The organism is Lewinellaceae bacterium (assembly GCA_020636135.1).
In the GTDB taxonomy this organism is placed as follows: Bacteria; Bacteroidota; Bacteroidia; order Chitinophagales; family Saprospiraceae; genus JAGQXC01.
Window position 1 is genome coordinate 2,461,128 of record JACJYK010000001.1, and the last position, 25,719, is coordinate 2,486,846.

General features: G+C 44.8%; 20 protein-coding genes. 4 read left to right on the forward strand and 16 right to left on the reverse strand.

What is annotated here, in order from left to right; translation table 11 throughout:
- Positions 1 to 37: 37 nt before the first annotated feature.
- The 15 genes from H6570_09390 to H6570_09460 form a co-directional block, all read right to left on the reverse strand.
- A complete protein-coding gene (locus H6570_09390; GenBank protein MCB9319484.1) occupies positions 38 to 1,153 on the reverse strand; it encodes a GNAT family N-acetyltransferase in 1,116 nt (371 codons plus the stop codon).
- Complete coding sequence (locus H6570_09395; GenBank protein MCB9319485.1) at positions 1,150 to 2,292, reverse strand: GNAT family N-acetyltransferase; 1,143 nt, start codon at positions 2,290 to 2,292, stop codon at positions 1,150 to 1,152. Before H6570_09395 ends, H6570_09390 begins: the two co-directional genes overlap by 4 nt.
- The gene (locus tag H6570_09400) at positions 2,273 to 3,925 is read right to left on the reverse strand and encodes a hypothetical protein (protein MCB9319486.1); all 1,653 of its coding nucleotides are present in this window, start codon (positions 3,923 to 3,925) and stop codon (positions 2,273 to 2,275) included. Before H6570_09400 ends, H6570_09395 begins: the two co-directional genes overlap by 20 nt.
- Positions 3,926 to 4,011: 86 nt before the next feature.
- Complete coding sequence (locus H6570_09405) at positions 4,012 to 5,169, reverse strand: polysaccharide deacetylase family protein (protein ID MCB9319487.1); 1,158 nt, start codon at positions 5,167 to 5,169, stop codon at positions 4,012 to 4,014.
- Positions 5,156 to 6,235: a glycosyltransferase family 4 protein gene (locus tag H6570_09410; protein ID MCB9319488.1), complete on the reverse strand. Its 1,080-nt coding sequence runs from the start codon at positions 6,233 to 6,235 to the stop codon at positions 5,156 to 5,158. The genes H6570_09405 and H6570_09410 overlap by 14 nt, the downstream gene beginning before the upstream one ends.
- The gene (locus H6570_09415; protein ID MCB9319489.1) at positions 6,232 to 7,680 is read right to left on the reverse strand and encodes a hypothetical protein; all 1,449 of its coding nucleotides are present in this window, start codon (positions 7,678 to 7,680) and stop codon (positions 6,232 to 6,234) included. The genes H6570_09410 and H6570_09415 overlap by 4 nt, the downstream gene beginning before the upstream one ends.
- A 7-nt stretch (positions 7,681 to 7,687) precedes the next feature.
- Entirely contained in the window at positions 7,688 to 8,770 is a 1,083-nt protein-coding gene (locus tag H6570_09420) for a glycosyltransferase family 1 protein (protein ID MCB9319490.1), read from the reverse strand.
- 75 nt (positions 8,771 to 8,845) lie between these two features.
- Positions 8,846 to 10,030, reverse strand: coding sequence for a DegT/DnrJ/EryC1/StrS aminotransferase family protein (locus tag H6570_09425; protein MCB9319491.1), 1,185 nt, complete (start codon positions 10,028 to 10,030; stop codon positions 8,846 to 8,848).
- On the reverse strand, positions 10,027 to 11,010 hold the full coding sequence (locus tag H6570_09430) for an NAD-dependent epimerase/dehydratase family protein (protein ID MCB9319492.1): 984 nt from the start codon (positions 11,008 to 11,010) through the stop codon (positions 10,027 to 10,029). Before H6570_09430 ends, H6570_09425 begins: the two co-directional genes overlap by 4 nt.
- Before the next feature lie 35 nt (positions 11,011 to 11,045).
- On the reverse strand, positions 11,046 to 12,203 hold the full coding sequence (gene gmd / locus H6570_09435) for a GDP-mannose 4,6-dehydratase (GenBank protein MCB9319493.1): 1,158 nt from the start codon (positions 12,201 to 12,203) through the stop codon (positions 11,046 to 11,048).
- Positions 12,204 to 12,212: 9 nt separating this feature from the next.
- Positions 12,213 to 13,673 carry a lipopolysaccharide biosynthesis protein gene (locus tag H6570_09440; protein ID MCB9319494.1) on the reverse strand — a complete coding sequence of 487 codons (1,461 nt, stop codon included), beginning with the start codon at positions 13,671 to 13,673 and terminating at the stop codon, positions 12,213 to 12,215.
- Between the two features lie 19 nt (positions 13,674 to 13,692).
- The gene (locus tag H6570_09445; protein ID MCB9319495.1) at positions 13,693 to 15,939 is read right to left on the reverse strand and encodes a polysaccharide biosynthesis tyrosine autokinase; all 2,247 of its coding nucleotides are present in this window, start codon (positions 15,937 to 15,939) and stop codon (positions 13,693 to 13,695) included.
- Positions 15,940 to 15,949: 10 nt separating this feature from the next.
- Positions 15,950 to 16,723: a polysaccharide biosynthesis/export family protein gene (locus H6570_09450; protein MCB9319496.1), complete on the reverse strand. Its 774-nt coding sequence runs from the start codon at positions 16,721 to 16,723 to the stop codon at positions 15,950 to 15,952.
- 2 nt (positions 16,724 to 16,725) lie between these two features.
- Complete coding sequence (locus H6570_09455; protein MCB9319497.1) at positions 16,726 to 17,454, reverse strand: hypothetical protein; 729 nt, start codon at positions 17,452 to 17,454, stop codon at positions 16,726 to 16,728.
- A gap of 204 nt (positions 17,455 to 17,658) precedes the next feature.
- Complete coding sequence (locus tag H6570_09460) at positions 17,659 to 18,210, reverse strand: UpxY family transcription antiterminator (protein ID MCB9319498.1); 552 nt, start codon at positions 18,208 to 18,210, stop codon at positions 17,659 to 17,661.
- 1,105 nt (positions 18,211 to 19,315) lie between these two features.
- Here H6570_09460 and H6570_09465 point away from each other — a divergent pair.
- Both H6570_09465 and H6570_09470 read left to right on the forward strand, forming a co-directional pair.
- A complete protein-coding gene (locus H6570_09465) occupies positions 19,316 to 21,706 on the forward strand; it encodes an alpha-L-rhamnosidase (protein MCB9319499.1) in 2,391 nt (796 codons plus the stop codon).
- A gap of 177 nt (positions 21,707 to 21,883) precedes the next feature.
- Positions 21,884 to 23,074: a Gfo/Idh/MocA family oxidoreductase gene (locus H6570_09470; protein ID MCB9319500.1), complete on the forward strand. Its 1,191-nt coding sequence runs from the start codon at positions 21,884 to 21,886 to the stop codon at positions 23,072 to 23,074.
- Between the two features lie 159 nt (positions 23,075 to 23,233).
- Here the strand turns inward: H6570_09470 and H6570_09475 are convergent, their stop codons facing one another.
- Positions 23,234 to 23,674, reverse strand: coding sequence for a CBS domain-containing protein (locus tag H6570_09475; GenBank protein MCB9319501.1), 441 nt, complete (start codon positions 23,672 to 23,674; stop codon positions 23,234 to 23,236).
- 216 nt (positions 23,675 to 23,890) lie between these two features.
- Between H6570_09475 and H6570_09480 the strand changes: the two genes are divergently transcribed.
- Together H6570_09480 and H6570_09485 are read left to right on the forward strand one after the other, a co-directional pair.
- Complete coding sequence (locus H6570_09480) at positions 23,891 to 24,325, forward strand: CBS domain-containing protein (GenBank protein ID MCB9319502.1); 435 nt, start codon at positions 23,891 to 23,893, stop codon at positions 24,323 to 24,325.
- 74 nt (positions 24,326 to 24,399) lie between these two features.
- Positions 24,400 to 25,599 carry an MFS transporter gene (locus H6570_09485; protein ID MCB9319503.1) on the forward strand — a complete coding sequence of 400 codons (1,200 nt, stop codon included), beginning with the start codon at positions 24,400 to 24,402 and terminating at the stop codon, positions 25,597 to 25,599.
- The last annotated feature ends 120 nt before the right edge of the window (positions 25,600 to 25,719 follow it).

The following is a 25,719-nucleotide window of genomic DNA, read 5'->3' on the forward strand; positions in this document are numbered from 1 at the left end:
ATGTATCGTGAAGTACATTTCGTAATTCGGTTACAAGTCAATTTATCAGGTGGGTTGCTCGGTTTAATAGCGGCTTCAACTGGTGTAAAAAGATGTTTTTTAATCTCGGTCTCCTTTTTAACTCCTTTTGTAAAAAAGCCGAAATAATAAACCAGATGCTCAACCGGTTGGCTATTTGTATACGTTCCAGTTTACGGTCTGAAACGGGAAATTCATATTTATAGGGATCATCGCCATCACCAAAATCGAGACAACGAATTCCATTGTTTTTCATCCATTCAATCAGGTAGGTAAAAAGTACTTTACCGGGGCTGTGTTTATAAAAACTCATCATGTAGCCTTGCCCCTGACCCACAAAGGTATCTCCCTGTAACAATCCAAAATTAGTAGCGATACGCTGTTTTTCTACCACCAGAGCTGCACGTACCAACACACCCTCCTGGGCCCATATTTGCAGGCATTCCAGAAGCAGATTCCGCTCTTCCTTGTTGTGATATTTTGAAGGCGTATCGGTCTGATCCCAGCGTTCCATGTGCATACGGATGAAATCATCGACCCAATTTTGCATATCCTCAGTTCCGGTCAGAATTTCAAAATGAGTAGGATAATTCCGGCTAAGACGCCTCGATTTGTATTGAACATTTTTACTGATTTCCATCCGGTCAAACAGGTTTTCCGGTGAATCGTCCGATATGTAGGGTGATAACGCGTAATGATAGCTATTCATATAGCTGCTCTGCATCTGGGCTGCCAGTTTCATCATGTCGTACTGCCTGACCCATGCCGGAACCTTATTAAGCATGAGGTTCCACCTTTTGGTTTTAACCTGATGAAAGAAGTCATTAAAAAACAATTCCAGGTCATAGGGTCGCAATTGCGACGACATGACAAAGAAATTCAAATCCGACCGAACATCAGATAAAAAGTGAAACGCTCTTTTTTCCTTCCTGAAAAACCCAACACCCAGTAACTCATTGTCTTGCCAAAATTGGTATGTAGCTGTATTTCCGGAATATTTGTCCATAAAAAATCGAACAAGTGCCGGAATGTAGAATACCGATTTGGGGTTACTGTTCTGCCATAAAGTGTCGTAATGTTTCCAAAAGGTTTCCTGAGGTGTTGCAAAGCTTATAAAGGCTTCAACTTTTTTCATGAGGATGTCTTTATAAAAGTCAGCATTTTTTTTGTGTAACCGGCCAGGCCTAAATGCTGAATTACATTTTTTAGATCGTCCATTAATCTGGCTTTAATAATAAAGCCTATTTTTTCCGGTGGGGACAGCCGTATGCTGTATAGGGGTAGAGTTTGGTTCGTCAGAGATTGTTTATAGGATTCCCCACCCTCTCCAAAATCTAGAACCAGATATCCATGGTCCTTCATCCATTTTGCCATCGTTAGCAGAAGTACTCTACCTGGACTGTATTTCTTAAAGTCCATATCAAAGGCCGTAGTATGATGGATCAACGTCTTTCCGTGGAGCAGGCATATCGAGTAAGCAATGCGATGGGTACCAATCCGGATTGAGAACCGAACAACAACGCCATCATCAATCCAGGCATGCATAGCTCTTCTCATCATTTCCCGCTGTTCTTCATCATTGTATTTTGACGGAGTATCCGTGGGATCCCAGCGCAGACGGTGTAGCTCAAAATAACCATCCAGCCAGGTTTCAAGATCCTCTTCTCCGGTCAATATCTCGAACACCGGATGATGATGCCGGATTAACTTTCGCTCGCGTTCACGAATATCCTTTGATTCCAACAGGAATTTACTTACCTCCTCCGGCTGGTTTACATTCAACACCATGCATACCTTCTGTTTAGACAGGTACCGCGGCATTTTTGAATGTTTTATTTCATGAAGTAAAATATCCACATCCCTTGTCCAGGAAGGAATGTTTTTCAGAAATATCTGGCTCCTTAATTTCCTGAGGTGACGAAATAAATTCTGGTAGAATTCCCTGATTTCACAATCTGTACATGCTTCGTGAATAATGAAATAATTGTGATCAGATCGTACATCACTCAGTAAATGATAAACATCTTCTTCTTTTCGAAACAGGACAGCTCCCAGGAGGTGATTGCGCTTTTCCATTTTAAAAACCGCCAGGTTGCCCATAAACTGATTGGCCAGAGAAGCCATATAAGCCGGCGCCTGAAATGGCGACCGGTTCTTACTAGACCACCACAGGTTATCGTAGGAATCCCAAAAACTGGAATCCGGTTTTTCGTCAAAATGAAAAGAGACAAAATTATTTATCAGAGGGTTAATACTAATAAGTTGTGCTTGCATAATGGTTGGCATTCAGCTTAGTAATTCCATAAGCAATACTAAGCCAGTTTATTAGTGTGTCCCGATCCAGTCCCTTAAATGATATCCCGGTTCCGGGTATAACATCTAATGGAGAATCATGCATAAAGCGGTTGATTATCACGAAGACATTATTATCATCATGTACTTCATTTTTATTTAATTTTTGAATCAGATAACGGTAGAGTAATATGGGCTTACGCCAGGATTCCCCTACATCATTCGGAGCGTATCCTTTGGATGTTTTTAACCGATACAGCTTATCATCACTGTTTCGAAGCACCTGCGCATAAAAAAATTGACCAATCATCCGCTTGAACTTGCTTTCTTCAAACAAGGGGCGATGGACGCCCGACCAGACGGTTTGATTTAATGCCCGGACAAATTCATATTGCAAATAAGGTGTCCTATTATTTAAAAAATGACTCTGCATGATGATTTCGGGGCCAAAATATTTACGAAAAAGCTCTTCGTAAACAAACCGGTAAAATCTGGGATTTCCATCCAAACCGGATTCATTAAGGTATTTATCCAAATCCTCGATCAGAGCCTCCAATTCCTGATCGTATTTACTTTGCGCCCAGCTTTTAACATATTCATTGAGCCGATCTTTCCAGCGATTATCCCGCGAAGAAAATACATCGATCAACTGTCTGGTCATCATCATCCCCGGAAGATGCAAGGCCCGGAATAGCTCGCTGCCAAAATTCCCGGTCATGATCACTGGAGTATCCTGGCCCAATAAGGCAGCACTGTAGTAATAATGCGGCCTGCCAATGTTCCCATGGAAATCCGTTAACGACATGAAAGCTGCCAGGGCTTCACTGGCGTTGTTTTCCAGATATTTATCACCCAAAATAATAGACTTGTACTGCAGCCCCAGTGTCAAAGCCTGTTGCGCTGGTACCATTATATCGGAAGAATTGGACTCACCGAAGCTGTAGGTAAAAAAATCCCGCCGGTATTTTCTCCCGACACCGACCAGCGTGCGTCCATCAAAACCGCCGGTGAGCGAAATACCAAAGCGACTTGCCGGCATAAAGTCATTGCAGGAGTCAATAAATTGATCGGCTAACTGCCGCAGGTCCTTCTTTCCAGATCTGGAGGGATGACCGGCATAACCGGTAAAATCCAGAGTCCGCTGAATGGAAACCTGATCTTCATTCCAGGATAGTTGACTATGGGCAGGTAATAATTTTATGGATGAATACCAGGTCGAATTAAATAATGGGTAATGAAACAACAGTCGTTCCAGGATATAACGACGGTCATCAGCCGGCGCATGGGTCTGTTCTGCAAGGATAACGGATGACGAACAGATATAGGTGCCATCGTCTTGTTTGTTGTAATAAACGGGGGTTATTCCGCCAAATGAAGAGCCTAGCCTCAGCTGTTTTCCTTTAATCCAAAACCAATAATAATGTCCGGACAGGTCTTTATACAATTGATTTAAGTCGATCGCACCATCAGCCGCAATTACACGATCTGGATCCAGTCCTTTTCCAATGGGGTCACCCAATACCCACAATTTACCTCCCAAAGGAACTTCATAGCTGGAAATAAATTGCTTTCCGGCATCCAGATATAACACATTCTCTTCAATCCCGGGAGGCAAATCTCCAGAAAAGATTGTAACCCGGAAGGGTCGGAATGATTGGTATGTGTGTTTAAGAAAAAAGAACATCTGGTATTACCTATAAATCAGACACGTTTAAGCAAACGGTTTTTCAAATTGTACATTTCGCGTACTGTACGATATGGTTGCCGCTGATAATGGCTGTTTATTTTAAAGTGAAACTTCTGTCGGCTTATCCAGGGAGCATTTTCAAAATCACCCCCCAACCTTGGAATACGATCCAGTTTGGTTGCCTCATCAGAAAGCTTACCGGAAGTGGTAGCACGATAGCCTACAGAACGGGCTAATTCATGGGCTTCCTGGGTATTGTCACCGTGTGGCCAGCACAGGAATTTAACCGGCTTCTCCAGCTTCTGTTCCAATATTTCCTTGGACGTTACCACTTCGTAATGCATTCGCTGGTAGTATTGCTGATCAGGCTCCTGATCAATCACCAGATTTTGTGTTACCTGAAAGTTTTTCAGGATTTGACGGGCTTTGATTTCATATTCCTGCCGAGCTGCAGGCTCCTCTAAATCTTTAGAATTTTGTAGAGAATGCAGTTGCTGATAGAGTTCGGGATTGATCGTGATCCGGTGTGCTATAACCGCCGATTCTTCTTTGAAAAGCGGATAGCCCCAGGGAAGCCGGTGCTCGAAATCAAGGTCAGCCATATAGTCCGGCTTAAGCCCCGGATTGAGGTTCCAAATTGGATACACTCCACGGGAACCTCCATAATAAAATCCCTGTAACTCACCAGAAGTGACATACTTGGTATGCGACATGGTGTGGGATTGAATATCAACGACGCCCGAATCCTGCATCATTCGCAATTCATCCCATGTCAAATACCCCTTATCATCCAGGTCCTGTAGGTTGCAATTTCCATCCCATACATCTTCCAGATTTGGCCGTATAAGTGAACGTGGATCTATACATTCCGGTGAAACAAAGAGCGTAAAACGCAAGCCGTACTTCTTCACCAAAGGCCAGACATAAACCCAATTATCCAGATAACCATCGTCAAAAGTGAGACAGATCTCGTTGCCCTGACCAGGCTTTTTCCCCTCCCGGATGTCACTGTATTCATCCAAAAAAAGAGACTTAAACCCATGTTTTACCAGATATTGCAACTGGTCCTCAAATTTTTCCAGTGAAAATGTAAGTCCATTCAGTACCCAGCCAGAAATTCTTTTTGGAGCTACCGAATGGTAATAAAAAACTGGTGGACTACATCTGGACATAAAGGGCTTTGATTTGATCCACATGATTTTGCTGAGAAAATCGATGCTTCAATTCTTCAATCATAGATAATGGTTTAGAAGCGAGAACGGGATAAGTTCGTACCGCCTGGATAAATCGCTGTTTAATAAATTCATAATTATCAGGTTTACCCAGTTCAAAAACATGATGTTCGCCATAGATTTCCCGAAATGCCGGAATATCACTGGTTAATATGGGGAGGCCTGTAAGCAATGCCTCGACAAGTACATTACCAAAGGATTCAAATGCGCTCAGGAAAAGGAATAGATCCATTTCTCCATAAAATCGTTCGATGTCTGCAATAAACCCGTGACAAATGATGCGCTGATGAAATGGGCTGGCATCACATTGTTTTTGAATGGCCTCCTGTAATGGCCCGGAGCCGGCAATATGCAACTCCAGCTGCGGATGGTCTGCCGCTATTTCTTCAAATAACCGAACGACCAGCTCAACATTTTTCCCCGGATGCAGTCTGCCGACATAAGCCATTTTCTTTAATCCTTTACGGGGATGAAAATGAGCATAAAAGCGGCTGGTGTCTATTCCATTGTAAATAACCAGCGTGTTGACCGGTAAAACATTATCATGAAATACTTTTTTGCTGTAGTGGGAATTGGCCACAAAGGTGACTTTACGGAAAGTCAGTAACATCCGGATTACGAACCATACAAACTTTAAATAGATCTTCTGGATGCCTGATTTCCAATAAATTGTGCCGTGAATGTGATAGATCGGGTTTTTAATCCCTGCTAAAAGTGTGATGAGCAGGATGACCGGTCCCCCGTTGTTCAAATGAAAAATATCCCTGCGGTTTGATCGGCAATATTTCCAATATTTCCAGTACGTATTACCTGGGCTATTCCGGGCACAAATGACTTTTATTTTTTTCTCGTCGAAAAGTGTGTTTTCGGTTGCACGGAGGCCATAAACCTCCATTTTGGAACGGCCGTAAAAATGGTCAATGTATTGCAGAACATTTAATTCCATGCCTCCGGGGCCGAGATCCCAAAGGATATAATGGATCGGCTTCGTGTTAGCTTGATTCATACTGCTACTGCTGACTCTGTTTTTTCCTTGGGCAAGGCATAGAAATACGTCAATGCGATCATACCGAAGAATACTGCTTGTGTAATTCCTGTAGAAGGAAATTGGTAATAGGCAAATTCTTGTTCGGAACTGGAATGTATAATAAACCATCCGATGAAGTAAATCGGAAATAAAAGTAATGCCTTGCGGTATTTGAAATCAAAATCGACATTCATATATCGAAGCCATAACTTGACGGTCACAAATCCAATAAAGAAGATCAATAAACCGGCACCTATTATCCCCGATTGCATCAGGATGTTTTGATTGCCCACGTGTACATCATTATTTTCCATAAATTCCCTGGAAAAGCCCCACCCGGTTAATTTTGACAGTTCCCATTTGCGCATGACACGCGGTCCTCTTTCGGTTATGCGAATCAATGTACCACCTGCGGTCGCGTCCCCCTGTGCCAGTTTTTCAAGTGTCAGTAGGCGCTTGAAGGCATTATTGGTCTGGATTCTGAGAGTGGGTATGGCCTGACTTGCCAGTATTGCCAGTAAGATGATTGTTGATACAGACATCACCCTGCGGCGGTCAAATTGTACAATGAATAGCATCGAACTTAAAAGAATAAAAACCATATAAATGGTCCATCCTCGGGTCGCAGAAAGAAATATGGAAGCAAAATTTGCAATTAACACCGTAAACAAATACAGATTGGAAAAATGGCTTTTCCGCTGAGCCAGGTAAAAAAGTGCTCCCAAGTTACTGGCTATAATGAGGCTTTCGTTGTACAGTCCGCGGTAGGTCTTGTCTTTCGTGATCTCTATTGCCCACCATATTTCTTTTTTTGCTCCAAAAAAGGCGACAGGAGAAGAACTGGTCAATATGGTAAACAGCTGTGTTCCCAACGCCACCAGGGCTACCGGAAAGAGGTAAACGAACAATTCCGTATACTGCTCCTGTTTTTGGAATAAACGCGGTATCGAATAGAGCAGCATCAGCGGGACGATCCACTTAAAGATCCTGAACTGCACATTCATGGCTAAATCCACGCCAGCTACATAGCCCTGTATGATCAGGAAAATGAGGTAAATGGACAGAACGATCAAAGGCGTCTGGTAGAATGGCCGGTATGTCGAGACGGTATTTCTGGCTTTAATAATGCTTAGGATAATGTACAGCTGCGATACTTCCACTTCCGGCAATCCAGGTAGCAGGCTTAACGTAACTTCGTACAATCCAAAAAAGCCGAAAAATCCGTCGGCCAGAATGAAAAAATACGCCAGCCAAAATGGCTCCTCTTCCGGTTTACTTTTAAAATAAACGACCAAAGTCGCAAGGTGAAAGAGAACCTTACCCCATACCGGAGCATAATAATTGGCCAGTATAGCCATGATGGCCAGGCCAAAAAAGCGCAGGACTTTCACCAGATCCGACCGTGTATGTTCATGGTTGCTCATTCGGGGACTAGCGGTTTACCAATACTTTCTGGTTTTTTACAGTGGATCCTATTTTCATGGTCTCGGCAAGTAACGCTGCATTATTCGCTATGGAATGTTTTTCCTTTACCAGGTTTTGCATCCAGACGACCAAAGCACGGCGCTCTTTTTCGTGACTCAGGTAATAAGCGGTCATTTCGCGGGCTTCATCAAACACCTTGACGGCCGGCACTTCCGCATCACCAAATATCTCCACAACATTTTGTTGCCATTCCAGGACAGGCAGCGCCCCGGCACCCAATGCTTCCACCCAACGCCAGTGCAAGGCATTCAACAGTCCCGGATTTGCATCGACAGGTGCAATTTTTGTCGCATTATACATATCGTTCAGGCGTTCCACTGTGATGTGTCCGGTCCGAGGACGGTAACATTTTTCTATCTCCGGATAATATTCGAACCACCGTTCCATGGAATCATCGCTGTGGATCTGTAAGTCGAAATCAGCAAAGCAGCTCAGGAATTTCGCTTTTTTCATCCCCCAGCTGGTCTTATACCCCATGCCTACATAGAGGACTTCAGATTTTAATTCCTGATAAACTTCATCGGATAATTTCTTTTCGTAAAATGAATCCGTCGGGGTATTTGGATACAGATAATGCATATTCCGGATTCCCATTTTAGTCATCTGCTCGATCCAAAATGTGTCGTACGTATAAACGGCATCCGCAAAATAAAGCAATGGTAAAAAATGACGGTTTCCCGGAGTATAATAGGGACAGTCTCCCAAAAAGAAAGCAATTTTTGATTTCCTTTTAAAATAGGCCAGTGTCTCCGGCACCAATAATTCGTGGTTGTAAATGAATACAATGTCCGGTTGTATCCGGTCATATTCATCACGATATAATTTATTGATATCCTGATAATAATACCCTTCCCATTTTTGCCTCCATTTATCCGGTAAACGGAACATCTGAGTATTGATTCGTTGCTTCCAGCCTACCATGATGTGTTGATAGTCAATGGTATGGATCTCTCCACCTAACGCCTCAAAGGTTTCCCGGAAAGACTGGTGAAATCCATATCTTTTGGGTACCAGTAATAGAACTTTCATCACTTATCGATTATAATTATTTCCGTAATTCTTATTACTCATTGCATTATCATACGCAATCGTAAATGCCGGTTCTCAGGATAAATGTTCAAATACCTTGACCACAGCTTCCACGACACGTTCTTTCTCCTGATCGGTCATTACCGGATAAATAGGCAATCGCAATAAACGATTGAAAAAAGCCATTGATCCGGGAAATGCTTCGTCGGTTCCCAGGTGTTGGTAATACTTGTTCCGGTGCAATGGGGTGTAATGCACATTAGCCATCACCCCTTCCGCTCGTAAGGCATCCATGATCCAGTACTTGCGTTCTTCAGGAACGAGGATCCCGAACAGATGCCAATTGGAGGTTACATCCCCGTCCACGTGAAGGAAGTCGAGACCAGCAATTCCCTGAAGATTCGACAGATAATACTCTGCAATCTCTTTCCGGCGCTCATTCATGGCTTCCAGCCTGTTGAGTTGTGTAATCCCCATGGCTCCGTTGATGTTGGACTGGACATAACTATTTCCGATGTCTACATACTCGTAATAGCCACGGGTCTGCTGGTCCGTCAGAAAGCTGTACTTATTCGTTCCTTTTTCGCGTAAGATCTTAATGCGTTCAGCTATGCGGTCATCGTTAGTAACCAGCGCCCCGCCCTCGCCGGTGGTAAGATTTTTGGTTCCATGAAATGAGAAGGTACTTGCATCGCCTTGATTGCCGGTGTATTCTCCCCGGTATTTCGAGCCAATGGATTGAGCAGTATCCTGCACAATGTAGAGGTTATGTTTTTTTGCGATTTCCCGGATGCGGTGCATTTCGGGTGGATTTCCGGCATAGTCTACCGGACATATCGCCACGGTCCGGGAGGTAATATAGGATTCTAGCTTATCGACGTCAATATTGCCATTATCCGGACGTACATCGGCAAGAACGACCTTGAGCCCATTAAGCAATGGCCCAAGTGCTGTGCTGGTGTAGGTGAAGTTTGGCACGATCACTTCACTTCCTGCCGGAAAATCTTTGACTCTGAACGCCAGATCCAAAGCAACCGTACAGGACGTCATGAAGAGGGCATGTTTAACACCCAGATACTGTTTGAGGTGTTCCTCAAACTTACGGCATTCGGGTCCGTCACCACTGACAAATGTGCTCTTTACTGCATCGGTAACTGCCAGTACATCCGCTTCATTTATCGAAGGTTTATGGATGAGAATCGGTTCTCTGGAGACTGGCTCTCCACCCTGGATTGCCAGGGCCTCTTTGGTTAGGATCATACGAGTGCGTGTTTATTGTTTTGCTGGATTACGTTCTGGTGAGATTCGTACCATTCGATGGCTTCGGCCACTCCCTGATAAAATGGCCTGGATGGTTGCCAGCCCATCAACTGATATCCACGGGTTCCGTCGACCGTTTTATAGGCTGCCCCGTCAGGCTTACTGGTATCCAGACGGATCTCACCCTGAAAGCCGGTCAGTTCCCTGATAACCTGGCTCATTTCCCAGACCGAGATGCCCTCTCCGATACCAACATTAATAAACTCCTGGGTCGGCGGAAGGATGGAGGCCCGGATCATCGCCTCGGCTCCGTCATCTACATGCATCCATTCACGAACCGGCTTGCCACTACCCCATACGGTGACATAAGGTGCACCGGTGCGCTTAGCATCAACAAATTTCATGATCAAAGCTCCCAATGCGTGTGACCGCTCTTCCTCAAAATGATCTTCCGGTCCATACATATTGGATAATACAATATTGATCACATCGAGTCCGTACTGTCTTGCATTTGCCCAGGAACCTACCCAAAATGCCTTTCGTACGAACCCATACACCATAACGGATTCATGCATCGGGCCGTCCCAGATCTCATCTTCTTTGAAAAGCATTGCTTTTGCCGGATAGACGCAATTGGAAATAGGATTCACAATTCTGCCTACGCCACTCTCCCGCGCTGCCCGCAGTAGATTGACATTCATGAGCAGATTGTTCTCGAACAATTCCGCCGGATATTTATACCCGAATTGAATCCCGCCTACAAACGAAGCACAGTTGAACAGAAGATCTGGCTGAACCTGCTGAAAGTAAGCGTAAGTTTCTTCGTAATTTCGCAGATCGACGCCCAGACTCAAGGACGTTTTCTCAGCAAAAATTCCTTCTGCCTCCAGCATCCTGGATAGACGTTTACCCAGAAAACCAGTCGCTCCGGTTATTAAAATGCGTTTATCGCGAATGGCATTAAAATCAAACTTTGCCATGGAGATGAATTGATTAATGGTGATTAAATGTGTCGTTAAATAATATCCTCCAGTTCATTGTGGACCACAAAACCATTTTTCATCAAATGATGATTGCGTTTCAAGAGGTCAATGTCGTTATCGATCATTTCTGTGATCATCTCTTCCAGTGTATATTTCGGTGTCCAGCCCAGCGTATCACGTGCTTTACTGGCATCACCAATGAGTAGATTTACTTCGGTAGGCCGGTAGTAAAATGGATCGATCTGGATGACCGCCTGTCCGGGATAAATGTTTTCCGGAGCCATGCCGAGTTTATCACCAAAGCGGTCTTTATCAATACCCGAAATCAGACCTTTTTCATCCTTGCCGGCACCGGTAAACTCCAGCTCAATACCTACCTCACCAAAGGCGTGGTGGGCAAAATCACGGATCGTTGTCGTCCTTCCGGTCGCGATGACATAATCATCCGGGTGATCCTGCTGCATCATGAGATACATGGCCTCTACAAAGTCTTTGGCGTGGCCCCAGTCACGTTTGGCGTCCAGATTACCCAATGAAAGGATACTCTGCAGGCCAAGGGAAATGTTTGCTACCGCCCGGGTAATTTTACGCGTCACGAATGTTTCACCACGCACAGGAGATTCATGATTGAACAGGATTCCATTGCAGGCAAACATGTTGTAGGCTTCCCGGTAGTTGACCGTAATCCAGTATGCGTATAATTTGGCCACACCATATGGACTGCGCGGATAAAAGGGTGTCTTCTCCGACTGCGGTACTTGTTGTACAAGCCCAAATAACTCAGAGGTTGAAGCCTGATAAACTTTGGTCTTGGCAGTGAGGCCCAGCATTCGCACAGCCTCCAGGATACGCAGTGTGCCCAACCCATCCGCATTACCTGTGTACTCCGGTGTGTCGAAACTGACTTTTACGTGGGACATGGCCGCCAGGTTGTAAATCTCGTCTGGCTGGATCTCCTGAATGTAGCGGATGATGTTGCTGGCATCCGTCAGATCACCATAGAAATAATGGAATCGTGGGTTTCCATCCTGACGGTCATTCGCAAATAAGGCATCTATCCGTGCGGTATTGAAAGAGGAACTCCTGCGTTTCATGCCCCACACCGTATAACCTTTCTGAAGCAGGTATTCTGCCAGATACGAACCGTCCTGACCGGTAATTCCGGTAATCAATGCCACTTTTTCAGCCATGATATTTCGTTAAGATTTTAAGATCATTTTGTAAGCCCTGGGCATCAGATCTTCCAGCAGTAATCGGAATTCATCTGACTTGAAGACCCAGTGCAACAACACATAGATGCCGCCGCCGCCCAGGCCCCCCACCAACAACATTAGCAGCGGAGGTAGGTCCAGGGTAATTTGCACCAAAGCGACCGAGAGCCCGGCAATCACTGCGAAAACCAGACTGGAGGTGACATCCCGGAGTTGCTCTCCAATGGGATAATCCAGGAAAAGCTTGGTGTAGTACGAGTTGATGATGATCGCGATGTAATAGGAGATCACCTGGCTGATGACCAGTCCTAAAATGCCGAACTGGATTCCAATCACGATCAGGATGCCGGTAATAATTTTTTTGACGATTTCTATACGCAGGCATAAATCCACCCGGCCCAGAACGAGTAATAAATCCAGATTGATGGAATTCAGATGGTACGTAAGACCTGCCGCACTGAGCAATTGGAGAAATAAAGTCGCCGGCAGCCATTTTTCTCCTACGGTGACAACAAGCAAAGGGCCGGCTAAAACACCCATCAGGATCATGACGGGAACAATAAAAAAGGAACTCATTTTGATCACCTGACGATACCCTTCTTTTAGCCTGACCAAATCGCTTTTTAATTTGGACAAAATGGGATAGGTGATTTTCTGAATGGCCTGCTGAAAATTATTTGCAGCCATATTGGTAAAACTGTTGGCCTGGGCATAATATCCAAGCGTGACCACGGAGAAAAATTTACCGATCAAAACCTGGACGATCTGACGGAAAAATTTGTCGATCAATGCTTCCGCCAGTAGCCGGGATCCGAATCCAAAAAGTTTCCTGAAAGAAGCCCTGCTGAATACGAGACTTAATTTCCAGGAATTATACACCCAGAGCAAAACGGTACTGAAAAATTCATTGAGGAGCAATTTGGCAACCAGTGCCCAAACACCCCAACCATAATAGGCCATGGCGATAGCAATGGATCCCGACAAAACCACCCCGATAAAACGAATCTTGGTCTGGGACTTGAAATCTATCTTGTGGGTCAGAATCGTCTGCTGGATGGCTCCTAAAGCGTTGATGATCAGCATCAAACCCATCACCCGGACGATACCGGATAGCATGGGCTGACTGAAGAAATTTGCAATGGCAGGCGCTGCGAAAAATAACAGCCCATAACAGCAGACCGCTACCGCCAGGTTGAAAATGAACGTGGTACTTTTATCCACATCCGATATTTCTTCCTCCCGGATAAGAGCAAAGGAAAATCCGCTTTGGATAAAGGTGGAGGCAAGTTCAAAGAAGATCATCACCATTGCCAGCAGACCAAACTCCGCAGGAGAAAGTAATCTGGCAAGAATGATGGTGATCAAAAAATTGGAAGTACTACTACCCAATTTATCGATTACCACCCAGAAAAATGCCTTTACCGATTTGTCTTTTAAATTGTCGGACATTGCTTAATTCAGCAAAAGATCAATAGTGATATCCGTACTGCTGGCTGTTCTTAAACTTAAAGCCATTGAGAACAACATACGGATTGGGGAATTTTTTATTTACGACGATATCCTTCAGTTTATCCAACATGGTCTTGGGAGTGTAGTCCGAACGCACCACAAAAATGGTGGCATCGGCAATATCATGCAGGTGGAAGGTATCAGCTACCGGAGCTATGGGTGGAGCGTCCAGAATGATCATATCGTACTGGCGTCTGGCTTCATCGATCAGGCGGCGCAAACGGCTGGACATCAGCAATTCACTGGGGTTACTGGGTTTGGTGCCGCAGTAGATCACATCCAGGTTTTTATTGAGCTCACCCTTACTGGTTATTTTTAGGCGTGTCAGATTTGAACTGCTGAGATAATCGGAAATACCAAATTCCGGTTTCTCCTTAATTTTTTGGTATTCCAATTGTTTGGGCTGACGCAAGTCAAGTTCAATCAATAGTACCTTTTTATCACCCAGTGCCTGAATCATCGCCAGGTTCAGTGCGACATACGATTTGCCTTCGCCCGAGACAGAGGAGGTTACCAGCCAGGTCTTCAGGCTGTCTCCGGGAGAGACAAAGGACACATTTGCGCGCAGAGCCCGGAACATTTCCGTGGATAATGAAGTTCCGTTTTCTTTGATGGCCAGCTGCCGGCTCCGGCTTCCGTGGGGCAAAATACCCAGGATCTGTACCTTCACTTTATTCGTTATATCCCGCTCTTCCAGGACTTTATCATTCAAAGAATTGAAAAGTAATACCAGAGCGGAAGGAAATGCCAGTCCAAGGAAGCCGCCCACCAATAAGATAAGCGGTGGTTTGGGGCTGATCGGGTCGGACGCATTAGCTGGTTCGATCAGTTTTCCATTATCCGTTGTGACTGCCATGGAGATCAAGGTCTCTTCCCTTTTTTGAAGTAAATAGGTATAGATATCTTCCTTAATGCTTTTCATCCGCTGGATATCCAGCAGGTCGCGCTCCCGCTTGGGCAGACTTTGAAGCCGGTCAGTCAAACTGGATTTGATCTCTGCACTGGCATCGCGTTCAATGGTAAGATCCTTCTTGATGCTGTGGATGTTGTCAATGATATTTTCACGCAAATTGGCCAGCTGCCGGTTTATCTGAATGGTGGTTTCATGCTTTGGCCCATAGGTATTGGTGTTGCGACGGGACAGCTGCTCATTGAATTTATCAATCTGAGAAGCCAGCATGAGGTTATTGATGCTCAGGTTGGTAGGCACGTATTCAAAATCATCTTTATTCTTGGATAGAAAGTCTTCTATTCCGGACAGGATCTCCAATTCCGTATTGTTTTTTACGAGGTCCTTATTAACGGACATGACTTCATTAAGCAATAAATTTCCTTCCGAAGACAGCTCAGTGATATTATGACTCTGACGGTATGTCTGCGCCTGCTGTTCGATGGAGGATAACTCAGTAACGACCAGGTTAATGCGCTCATTGATCAGATTAAGGCTGTTTTCAAAGGCTACTGTGCGGTCCTTTTTGGACTCTTCATTGTATGCCTCCAGAAGTTCCGACAATATGGATTCGGCTCGCTGAGGCACCTGGTCGCGAATGGATAATGATACAACACTGGAATTTTCATCAATGATACTTACCTCCAGCGCTTCGCATAAATTCAATGCTTTGAGCTTTGGGGTCATTGCAGTGACCCGGTATTTTTTACCCAGGGTAGAAAAATTATTACGGGCTAAGGTTACTTTACCGATGGGCAACGCCAGTTCCTGGCCGAATTCACCCCGGTATTCTTCTTTCTCCATTTTAAGGGTATACTGACCATGCTCGCCGGGCATAATTTCACACTCCAGGACCTGAAATTCATCTGCAGGCAGCCAGTTTACCACATCGATCGGATGGTTTTCATAGAGATCAACCGGTTTCCAGCCACTGATGTCAACATACTGATTTGCAATGCCGAGTTTATTGACCACCTGTTCCATGAGCGGACTTGAGGTCAGGATGTTGACTTCATTGCCGATGGAATTATCCGCCTTGTGCATACGGATGTCGGAGAAGATACCTTCTTCGGGCACCTGCCCAGCATTTTTAACCCCTTTGATTAAAATCCGGGTCTGGGCTTCGTATTGAAATGGGGTGATCTGCAGATAGAAGTAAGCTGCTCCCACGGTTAAAGGAAGCAGTATTAAATAGAGCCACCAGTACTTTAATGCCTTCTTGAAGACATGGATAAGATTTACTTTATCTTCGTTCATGGAGAATGGATTACTTGTTTAAGGAAGCACCTAACAAAAAGGTAACGAGTGTTACTACCGGAAAAAAGATACCTGAGTAACGCTGGAAAAAGTCGCCGGTAGTAGCATATTGTTTGGCCTTGAGAGGATCGACTATGACAATGTCATTTGGACTCAAATAGAAATAGGGTGAAGCAAAGACTGATTTGTCTTTTGTGTTGATCCGGTGAAATTCCCTGACCTGATTTCTTTCCCGAATAATCAATACGGAATTGCGTTTCGCGTAGGGTGTAAAGTCGCCGGCCATTCCGATGGCTTCAAGAATATTCAGTCGCTCGTTTGGAATAACATAGGTATTTGGTCGATTGACTTCACCCATCAGGGTTACCTTAAAATTAACGAACCGGACCTGAACATTGGCTTTAGGCAAATATTGAATCAGGCGAGAATTTATATCCTGCCGGACAGCCATGATTGTCTTACCGGCGGCTTCTACCTGGCCTATATAAGGAAGGTAGATGTACCCCTGTTCATCAACGCGATATCCCTCCGATACACCAAGTGCTTTCTCACCTGCTTCACCGGTTGCATTGATCGTGTGCTGAAAAGCGCTTATGGTATTATTGTCTTCATCGACCACCTGGATGTTCAGAATATCATCCGGCTGGATTTTCAGTACCGGTAATGAATCCACATTGGCCACTGCATCCTGTACATCGGTAAGCATCAGCATGTCCGAATGCTTCACACTTCCGCAGCTGCTTACCAAAATGACCATTAAACCAAAAAACAAGATATTCTTCATATTCAGTTGGGTTGTAGCAATTGTGCATTTAGAAATCGGAGGCTGGAAGGATCAAACGAATAAAGCCCCAATTGAGCCGGATGGTGCAGGTCCGTGCCTGCGAAATGGTACATCTGGTGTTCTATTAACTGCCGGCTCCAGTTGGAAACTTCACGGCCGTAATAACCGGCAGGCGACAATAAATTCAGCTGCATCAAACAGCCCATCTGCTGCAATTCCTGGAAAGTTGCCAGGTCTCTCCGGTAATAGGAATACCTTTCCGGATGTGCAAGTATAGGAGTATAACCTACCTGAAGGATCGATTCCACAAACCGCTTTGCCAAAGGAAAGGGCTTATGCATCGGAAATTCTATAAGCAAATACCGGTCAGCAATAGAGAGAACCTGCCGTGAATTCAGGTGATCCATGAAGCCTTCATCCAGCATGTATTCTGCAGCGAGCCCCAGTTCAACTTCAATGCCTTCTTCTGTCACCCTCTTAACCAATGCTTGAAAAACATTTCGAAGCTTGGTTGCATGATTTCCATAATGATCATGCATGATATGAGGGGTAGCAATAAGTTTTCGAAATCCGAGGCTGACAAGGCCACGGATCATAATAAGGCTAACATCGATATCCGGTGATCCATCATCCACTCCGGGGAGCCAGTGCGCATGCATATCCACTTCGATATCAGCAAAATGGACATCCTGGGTTTGCTTATTATTTAGTGGAAATAAACGAAACACCATGATAAGATGTTTTTCGAACTATGATATGGCTTCGCCGTTAAAAAATCCCGAAGGTTTTTTTTCTGAAAAATTGCAGATAAAGCAATTGTATTTAGATATCAATCAGCAACAGAAAATAATGATTGCTGATTGGGACCGCTGCCATAAGGCAGCGATCTATTTCAGAATATTCCCGGTCACCCGGGAAAAAATATATTGGGCGCTTTATAGCGCAGAAACCCTGCTTGCCGATAATTTCAAGCAAGCCGGATCTACATACATTCGAAAACTCTGTCCGATGCCAGAAAATTCCACGAGGAAATTCTTTTTGTTTGAAGTATTCATCAATGTGCCTTTCAAACCAATTAAATTTCCCCGAACGACTTCCACTCGCTGGCCCGCAATCATACCTTCCTGATCCAATTCAATGCTTAGGTCTTCCAGAAGGATTTTTTGCAACCATTGGATTTCTTCTTCCGGTATGGAAATAAGATTATCGGAGAACTTGATAAATTTTACGACGCCTTCAGTTTCAAGAACTGAAACATATTCTTTGCGGGTAATTTTGGTAAATACATAACAGCTGATGAGGGGAATGTCGAAATGACGAAGTCTTTTGTCATATTTCCGGAAACGACGGGTCAGGGGGACGTACGAATCGATCCCTTTATCCTTTAACCTTTTTAGAACCACTTTTTCCTGCTTGTAGCGTGTGTACACAGCAAACCACCTGGGTTCTAGTTCATCCAATTGATTTATAGCATGTTTGAGATTCATAACCAAGTTCTGAATTCACGTGTTGCTGAATAATGTCTAACGTATTGGAAGAAACTTCAGGGGGGGTGAGGTCTTCTCGGACCAGGGATAAACATACGTTTAGCCTTGAGTCAAAATAGCGTCTCAAACAATCAGAACAATTAAAAATCCTGATTCTGACAACTGACATCAAACGTGAAAAACATTCAGCGATGAATTCAGACCAAGTGATTACAGACATCCCAGGAACTGGAATGCATACACGCATTGTACGAAACATAAATGGAGAATCTTGCTGGAACGAGCTGGGGTCTCTTAATCCGGAAGCAAGATGTTACGTAAGATCTATACTCTTTGGCGTTAAATATAGTCTTATACGTAGCCCACCTTAATTCAAGGCGTGCACATGATTCAAAAAATTACCGCATCTCACAGTTTGGCATCAGCGTCTATGCTTGATGATGCACTATGAACAATCTCGTATAAAGACTTAATTACTACAAAAATAAACTTCCAAACGCAAAAGTAAAATTAAATCATAAAAAAATATTGAGCCCGGCCAATTGGATAAAAGGCAGCATTCATAGCACCAACGGCACACCAATAATAAACTCCATGCATATCTGCCCTCCACCTCATATTATACTGATTTTCAATATACTTTACACACTTATCATTAACAGTGAATTAAACTTTATTGTATTATTTATTATAACCATTTATTAATATGTTTTTCACATCTATTATATTACCAAATTAACATCTATGAATTTCTTACAAATTAAGAATTGTATAATTTAACAGCCTATTCTATCAAAAGGTATTGGTTAACAAGCCTTTAAAATTACGCTTAAACATGCTATCAAATTTCCTGTAATGCGTACCAGCTATAAATTACAGCAATTATAATTGAAGAAATAATTCATTTAATCCGGCTTATCTTTTTTACTACATCTCAATGACAGGGTTTGTAAACACCGCTTTCAGGGTTAAAATCTTCACCACCGGGAGGCCTATTGCCCTTCAGGCCCTGTTCATTACATTCAGTCAACTGATTGTTGAGGGGCATTCTTAGCCGATTTCATTCAAAACAGGTTAAATTAGAACCTGTAATAAATCAGCATCCATGCGATACAAGTTCATTCTGCCTTCCCTCTTCTTAGTGCCTGCAATTCTGCCGGGACAAACTGGCCAAGAATCTCTTCCTGCTACCAGATTAGCAGATCAATCCTGGACCGCAAACTGGATAGGCCATCCCGAAGGATCACCTTATGATTTTGGTGTTTACCATTTTAGAAGGGATTTTGATCTGACTACCCTACCCGATCACCTGGTCATTAATGTGTCAGCAGATAACCGGTATCAACTTTACATCAATGGAGAGCGAATCAGTGAAGGTCCTGCAAAAGGTGATTTGTTGCATTATCACTATGAAACAATTGACATTGCCCCATACCTGCAGGCAGGAATAAATTGTCTGGCTGCAGTCGTTTGGAATTTCGGAATAAGAAGACCAGTTGCACAAATGAGCCATCGGACTGCGTTTCTGTTACAGGCCAACGAACCTGAATTTGACTACCTGAATTCCGGGCCGGCGTGGAAAACGATTCAGGATAATGCCTACTCCTTATTACCGGCGGAAGGAGGCAATCTGAGAACCTACCTGGTCACCGGGCCGCGAATCCATCTACAGGCAGGTCTCTGTCCCTGGGGCTGGGAATCCCCGGAATTTAATGATGAGTCCTGGACGGCTGCCCGGAATGTTGGGCAAGCCCATGCTTCCGGACATACCACAGAATTTAACTGGGAACTGGTACCCCGGGCTATTCCACAGATGGAGTTGATTAAGGAAGATGCACCGGTTGTACGCAGAACTGATATCAACGGGAACAAGGAACAACCTCCAGCCAAATTTCCAATGCATATTCCCCCACACACCAAATGTACCATCCTGCTTGATCAACAGCATCTGACCAATGCCTATCCCCATCTGTATGTCAGCGGCGGAATGAACAGTAAGATACGTTTGGAATATGCGGAATCGCTGTTTGATGCAAATGGCCAAAAAGGAAACCGGGATGAGATCGAAGGCAAAATCATCAAAGGATATTTCGATGAATTCAGTCCGGATGGCGAGGCTGACAGGCTTTTTAGCACGTTATGGTTCCGTACCTGGCGGTATATTGAAGTTACCGTTGAAACCCAGGATGACCCTGTGGAAATCAATACTTTCTTTGGCATGAGGCGAACCTACCCTTTCAAATCCGTGGCACATTTTACTGCTCCTGTTGAAAACCTGGATAATCTCTGGGAAGTGGGATGGAGGACCGCCCGGCTTTGTGCAGGTGAGACCTACTACGATTGTCCCTACTACGAACAATTGCAATACGTGGGTGACACCAGGATCCAGGCATTGATTTCGCTCTATGTGACTGGTGATGATCGTCTTATGCGGAACGCCATCCAGCAATTTGCAGATTCACGTTATTCCGATGGTCTAACCAAAAGCCGCTATCCGGATCTGGCCGGACAGGTGATACCCACCTATTCGCTCTTCTGGATCAATATGGTGCATGACTACTGGATGCTAAGGCCCGACAGTGCTTTTGTAAGTCAGCAGTTAACTACCGTCCGAACGATCCTTGAATGGTATGATCAGCAGGTAGACAGCAATACCGGGCTGATTGGAGCCACCAACTATTGGAATTTTGTCGATTGGTCCGACTGGCCAGATGACGGCGGACATCAGTTCGGAGGGGTGCCGCCTCTGAAAGGAGGCAGTTCAATACTCACCTTACAGTGGGTTTATGCCTTGCAGGATGCCGTCGAACTGATGGAAGCATTTGGCTCGAGAGGTGATAAAATCTGGTATCAGAAACAAATGGAACGAGCAAAAAGAGCTGTCAGGATGTATTGCTGGGATCCGGATAGGAAACTATTCAGTGACACTCCCGATAAGACATCTTACAGTCAGCATGCGAATATCTGGGCCATACTTACGCACCTGATCCCGGAAGCAGAAGAACCTGCCATGATTGATCGAATCGTCCAGGACAAGTCCCTGATACAGGCTACATTCTATTTCCGGTTTTATCTGATGCAGGCACTCCATCAGGCTGGTTTGGGTGATCGCTACATGGACGAATTAAAACCATGGTTTGACATGCTGGACATCGGATTAACCACTTTTGCTGAAAAACCAGACCCTACTCGGTCCGACTGTCATGCCTGGAGCGCCAGTCCGAACTACGACCTCCTGGCTACGGTAGCTGGTATCCGGCCGGCGGCTCCGGGATTTAGGAGTGTTTCCATCCGGCCAGCCCCTGGAAGGCTCGATCAATTTGACGCGGTAGCAGCTCATCCCCGCGGTACTATCCATGTCCGGTACAACCGCAAAAGCCAGGAGAATGAATTTGAGATCACCCTGCCGGATATGACACCGGGTCAGCTGATCTACCAGAATAAAATGTATGACCTGCATCCCGGTAAGCAAATTATTTCGGTAAAGCCTGAATGAGCCTCCGTTTATGTTTCCGGTGAGCAGGAGCAAAACCAGTAAACGATCCTGGTGATCAGGTTTTCGACAGCGGCAAGGATGAGGTACATCATTCGTGTTTATACCGGATTTTACGAACTTAAGCCGCGAATAGTACCCAATGTGGGTTATTTGATCATCACTTGTATCTAAATAAGCATGAAGCGCAGAGAATTTATTAAGCAAAGTGGAACCATAACTGCCGGGTTGTATGCCTTTCCTTCCGTAATCAACAATTATCAGAAAGAGCGTATCAGAGTTGGTGTGATCGGTACCGGAGACCGGGGCTTAGGTGTCTCCGGAGTCATGCAGGGAAGTGAATGGTTTGATGTGAAAGGCTGCTGCGATGTCTTACCTTTCCGACTGGACAATGCCCGTAAACAGTTTGGAGGTGAATCCACCTATTACACCGACTACCGAAAAATGCTGGACAATCCCGAGCTGGATGCGATTTTAGTGGCAACACCGCTGTCCATGCACCATGAAATGGCGATGGCCGCATTGGATGCCGGAAAACACGTGTATTGTGAAAAAACCATGGCATTCCACATTCCGGAAGTGCAGGACATGGCAGCCAAAGTTAAGAACTCGGATAAGACCTTTCTGGTTGGACACCAGTATCGCAGTGTTCCATTATACTACCGTGTAGCCGAGATGATCCAGGAAGGTTACATAGGTCAGGTGACCAATATCTATGTCCAGTGGAACCGTAATGGAAACTGGCGCAGGCCGGTACCAGACCCACAGTATGAGCGCATGGTCAACTGGAGGATGTACCGGGAATTTTCCGGTGGTCTAACAGCTGAATTACACAGTCACCAGATCGATTTTATCAACTATGTATTTAACAGCCACCCGGTACGCATCATGGGCATGGGTAGCATCGATTATTGGAAAGATGGCCGCGAGACCTTCGACAATGTCAATAATGTACTGGAATATCCGAATGGCATGAAAGTCAACCTGATATCCCTGACCGCAAACGCACGAAACGATTATCTGATGGAGTTTAGGGGCAGCAAAGGCACGATTGTGCTGGGTATGGATGAAGCGCGGGTCTATCCAGAATCTGACGAAGTCAAACAATTAACCACGGTAGACGGGGTTACCGGAGCAACTGCTCAGGCTTTAATACGCGGTGAGGGGATACCCGTTAAAGTAGCACATCAGGAAGGCTGGTCCAATACCACCTATGCGCTTCAGAATTTTTATGACTCCATTGTCAATCAAGCCAAACCTTACTCTACGGTTGTTTCAGGTGGAACAACTGCCATTATTGTACGGCTGATCATTGATGCCATGGTAGACGGAGAGATTAAGACCTGGCAACCGGAATACAAACTGGGCTGATACGGATCAGGATTTCTTTTTCTTCAATGGACAATCCTTACAACGCTTCGAGGTTTTGTATTTTTCACAGCATTTCTTTTTCTTCTTGCCCATTTGCTTCGAACTCCTCCGGGTTGATCTTCCGGACGCATGGAAATAACAAAAGAAAATGGATATTGATCATTCTGCCATTCCGTGACCATTGCTATTGGTAAATACCTGAGGTCTGAATTGAAACTTCAGAATATCGTAGGTGGTCACAATCCCAACCAGCCTTCCATGATCCACCACCGGTAGCGCATGAAAGTATTGATCCAAAAAGATATTCGCTGCCTGCTCAATGGTTTCGCGAGGTGAAATGGTGAATACTTTACTGGTCATGATGTCACGAGCCAAAATGCTCCGGTAGGCATTCTCGCTGAAGTGATGACGTACTGCGGTCAGTCGCAACAGGTCCTCTTTACTGATGATGCCCTGAAGGATATTTAATTCATTGACGACCGGAAGATGATGGAACAGATGATGTTCAAATATGGCATTGATTTTCTCCAAGCTCGTATCAGGCATAATGGTTAAGGGGAAAGTCGACATGATCGTTTCCACCGGTATTCGTTTTTCCATATGGTGTCTAATTATCAGGTTGTCAGAGGGGATTTAATCTACAGTCAGACACTCCCGGTTGTATTGATGAAGGTCATAAACCCGTATGATTCTAGGCTCATGCATGCATAAGGATTCTAATTATATTAGTAATGGATCATGGGTATCTGATGATTTCCTTATTTTGGTACGCATGATTGCCAATACGACAGATCGTGTATTAAAAGCCTAATTGATATGAACGTAAATGCACCTGTTTCAGACTATATGAGCTATCCTCTTTATTCCGTTCAGCCGGAAGACCCTTTGAAACTGGCTCAGGATTTATTCCAGGAACATCAAATCCATCATCTGCTCGTTACGGAAGAAGATCGATTAATGGGGATTCTTAGCTATGGTGATCTCCTTTATCTTTTGAACCGTATGGACAATGACGGATTTGAAGCCTACCGGAATCAGGTTCGACTCAAGAACTATAAAGTGAATGAGATCATGAGTTCAAAAGTCATCACCTTACAGAAAGATGAACCATTACTTCATGCTTTAAATCTGTTCTTGGATAAGCGGATCAATGCACTACCGGTCATGGACGGTGATAAACTTGTTGGCATCATTACCACCCGGGACATCATCAAAAAACTGGTGAAAGAAGCCATGGTCAAAACAGCCTGACATTACCTGGTCACCCTAATCTTTTTTAAGGCAGCCTGTTTCAGCTAGTACACCAGGATGCTATCTTCGTGCTCATGTCAGAAACCGCTACATCAACTCCGATTGGCATTATTAAGGTCATCACCCATCTGCATGCCTTTATACGTCACAAACTTGCCCTGCATACGGGATTTCTCTTCGCGGTTGACAGCATACTATTTGGTAGCTGGGTAGCACACATTCCCTGGCTCAAAGAGCGCTTCGGCCTTGATGAGGCAGGATTAGGGATTGTATTATTTGGTTTACCCGCAGGCCTCCTGACCATGAACCCGATTTCCGGAAAAATAATTGCCCGTATCGGCTTGCGCAATGCCTGCCTGATTGGCGGGACCGGCGTAAGCCTGGGCTTAGGCAGTGTGGTGTCAATGCCAAGCCCTTATTTTGTTTTTGGAGCATTGTATTTCGCCGGAGCTTTTAACGCCCTGCTCAATGTTGCGATGAACACCAGTGCTGCAGAAATAGAGCGGCAGGAAAATATCAAGATCATGTCCGTTTGTCACGGGATGTGGAGTTTCGGAGGTATGGTTGGCGCCGGAGTTACGGCCGTGTTGATCGGTTTACACCTTGATCCGCGGATCCATATGGCGGTACTGGCCGTATTAATCCTGCTGGTAATATTTCGCGCCGTGTACGTTCTGAGTAGCCTACCCGATGTATTCAAGGGATCCAGCGAGGCATTGGCACGTCCAAACCTGTGGTTGCTGTTGTTGATCTTCATTGGTTTTACGGTGAATTTGGGAGAAGGGATCGCATTTGACTGGTCTGCTGTTTACCTGAAAGAGACGCTGATATCCACATCATCTATAGCGGCATTGGCTTTCACTCTGTTCAGCTGTGCAATGATGTTAACACGATTCACCGGCGATCTTCTGATTGCCAGGTTTGGCACACATCGATTACTGGCAACCGGAGGAATTGTCGCCGGAGTAGCAATGATTGTACTGGTCTTGGCTTCAACGCCATGGATTGGTTTGGGTGCTTTCCTCATCCTTGGGATTGGGGTCGCCCTGGGAGCTCCGATAACCTATGCCATGTCCATGCGAATACCATCCATACCGCCTGCAACGGGACTTGCCACCTATGCTACCTTTAGTTTTCTGGGTTTTCTGATCGGACCGCCAATAATCGGCCTAATCGCAAAAGCCATTGGCTTGCGCTATGCCTTCCTGATTGTCAGCTTGTTATTACTTATGGGGGTACTGGCAACAAGGGGGCTATTGAAAAAATCTGCCTGACGGCGGTTTCGGGATATTAGATTATCAGCCATCAGTTTACAATTTCTTAGCAATAATTTTGCGACTCTTTAACTTGTCATTCCAACGATATTGTAGTTCTTTGGGCTACCAATAAATTAT

Bases quoted from the DNA above. Each gene is read 5' to 3' on its own strand.
- H6570_09455 (MCB9319497.1), bottom strand. From the start codon at position 17,454: ATGGTGTTTCGTTTATTTCCACTAAATAATAAGCAAACCCAGGATGTC.
- H6570_09390 (MCB9319484.1), bottom strand. From the start codon at position 1,153: ATGAAAAAAGTTGAAGCCTTTATAAGCTTTGCAACACCTCAGGAAACC.
- H6570_09430 (MCB9319492.1), bottom strand. From the start codon at position 11,010: ATGGCAAAGTTTGATTTTAATGCCATTCGCGATAAACGCATTTTAATA.
- H6570_09480 (MCB9319502.1), top strand. From the start codon at position 23,891: ATGAACGTAAATGCACCTGTTTCAGACTATATGAGCTATCCTCTTTAT.
- H6570_09410 (MCB9319488.1), bottom strand. From the start codon at position 6,235: ATGAATCAAGCTAACACGAAGCCGATCCATTATATCCTTTGGGATCTC.
- H6570_09470 (MCB9319500.1), top strand. From the start codon at position 21,884: ATGAAGCGCAGAGAATTTATTAAGCAAAGTGGAACCATAACTGCCGGG.
- H6570_09405 (MCB9319487.1), bottom strand. From the start codon at position 5,169: ATGTCCAGATGTAGTCCACCAGTTTTTTATTACCATTCGGTAGCTCCA.
- H6570_09395 (MCB9319485.1), bottom strand. From the start codon at position 2,292: ATGCAAGCACAACTTATTAGTATTAACCCTCTGATAAATAATTTTGTC.
- gmd (MCB9319493.1), bottom strand. From the start codon at position 12,203: ATGGCTGAAAAAGTGGCATTGATTACCGGAATTACCGGTCAGGACGGT.
- H6570_09445 (MCB9319495.1), bottom strand. From the start codon at position 15,939: ATGAACGAAGATAAAGTAAATCTTATCCATGTCTTCAAGAAGGCATTA.
- H6570_09420 (MCB9319490.1), bottom strand. From the start codon at position 8,770: ATGAAAGTTCTATTACTGGTACCCAAAAGATATGGATTTCACCAGTCT.
- H6570_09485 (MCB9319503.1), top strand. From the start codon at position 24,400: ATGTCAGAAACCGCTACATCAACTCCGATTGGCATTATTAAGGTCATC.
- H6570_09450 (MCB9319496.1), bottom strand. From the start codon at position 16,723: ATGAAGAATATCTTGTTTTTTGGTTTAATGGTCATTTTGGTAAGCAGC.
- H6570_09475 (MCB9319501.1), bottom strand. From the start codon at position 23,674: ATGGAAAAACGAATACCGGTGGAAACGATCATGTCGACTTTCCCCTTA.
- H6570_09415 (MCB9319489.1), bottom strand. From the start codon at position 7,680: ATGAGCAACCATGAACATACACGGTCGGATCTGGTGAAAGTCCTGCGC.
- H6570_09425 (MCB9319491.1), bottom strand. From the start codon at position 10,030: ATGATCCTAACCAAAGAGGCCCTGGCAATCCAGGGTGGAGAGCCAGTC.
- H6570_09465 (MCB9319499.1), top strand. From the start codon at position 19,316: ATGCGATACAAGTTCATTCTGCCTTCCCTCTTCTTAGTGCCTGCAATT.
- H6570_09440 (MCB9319494.1), bottom strand. From the start codon at position 13,673: ATGTCCGACAATTTAAAAGACAAATCGGTAAAGGCATTTTTCTGGGTG.
- H6570_09460 (MCB9319498.1), bottom strand. From the start codon at position 18,210: ATGAATCTCAAACATGCTATAAATCAATTGGATGAACTAGAACCCAGG.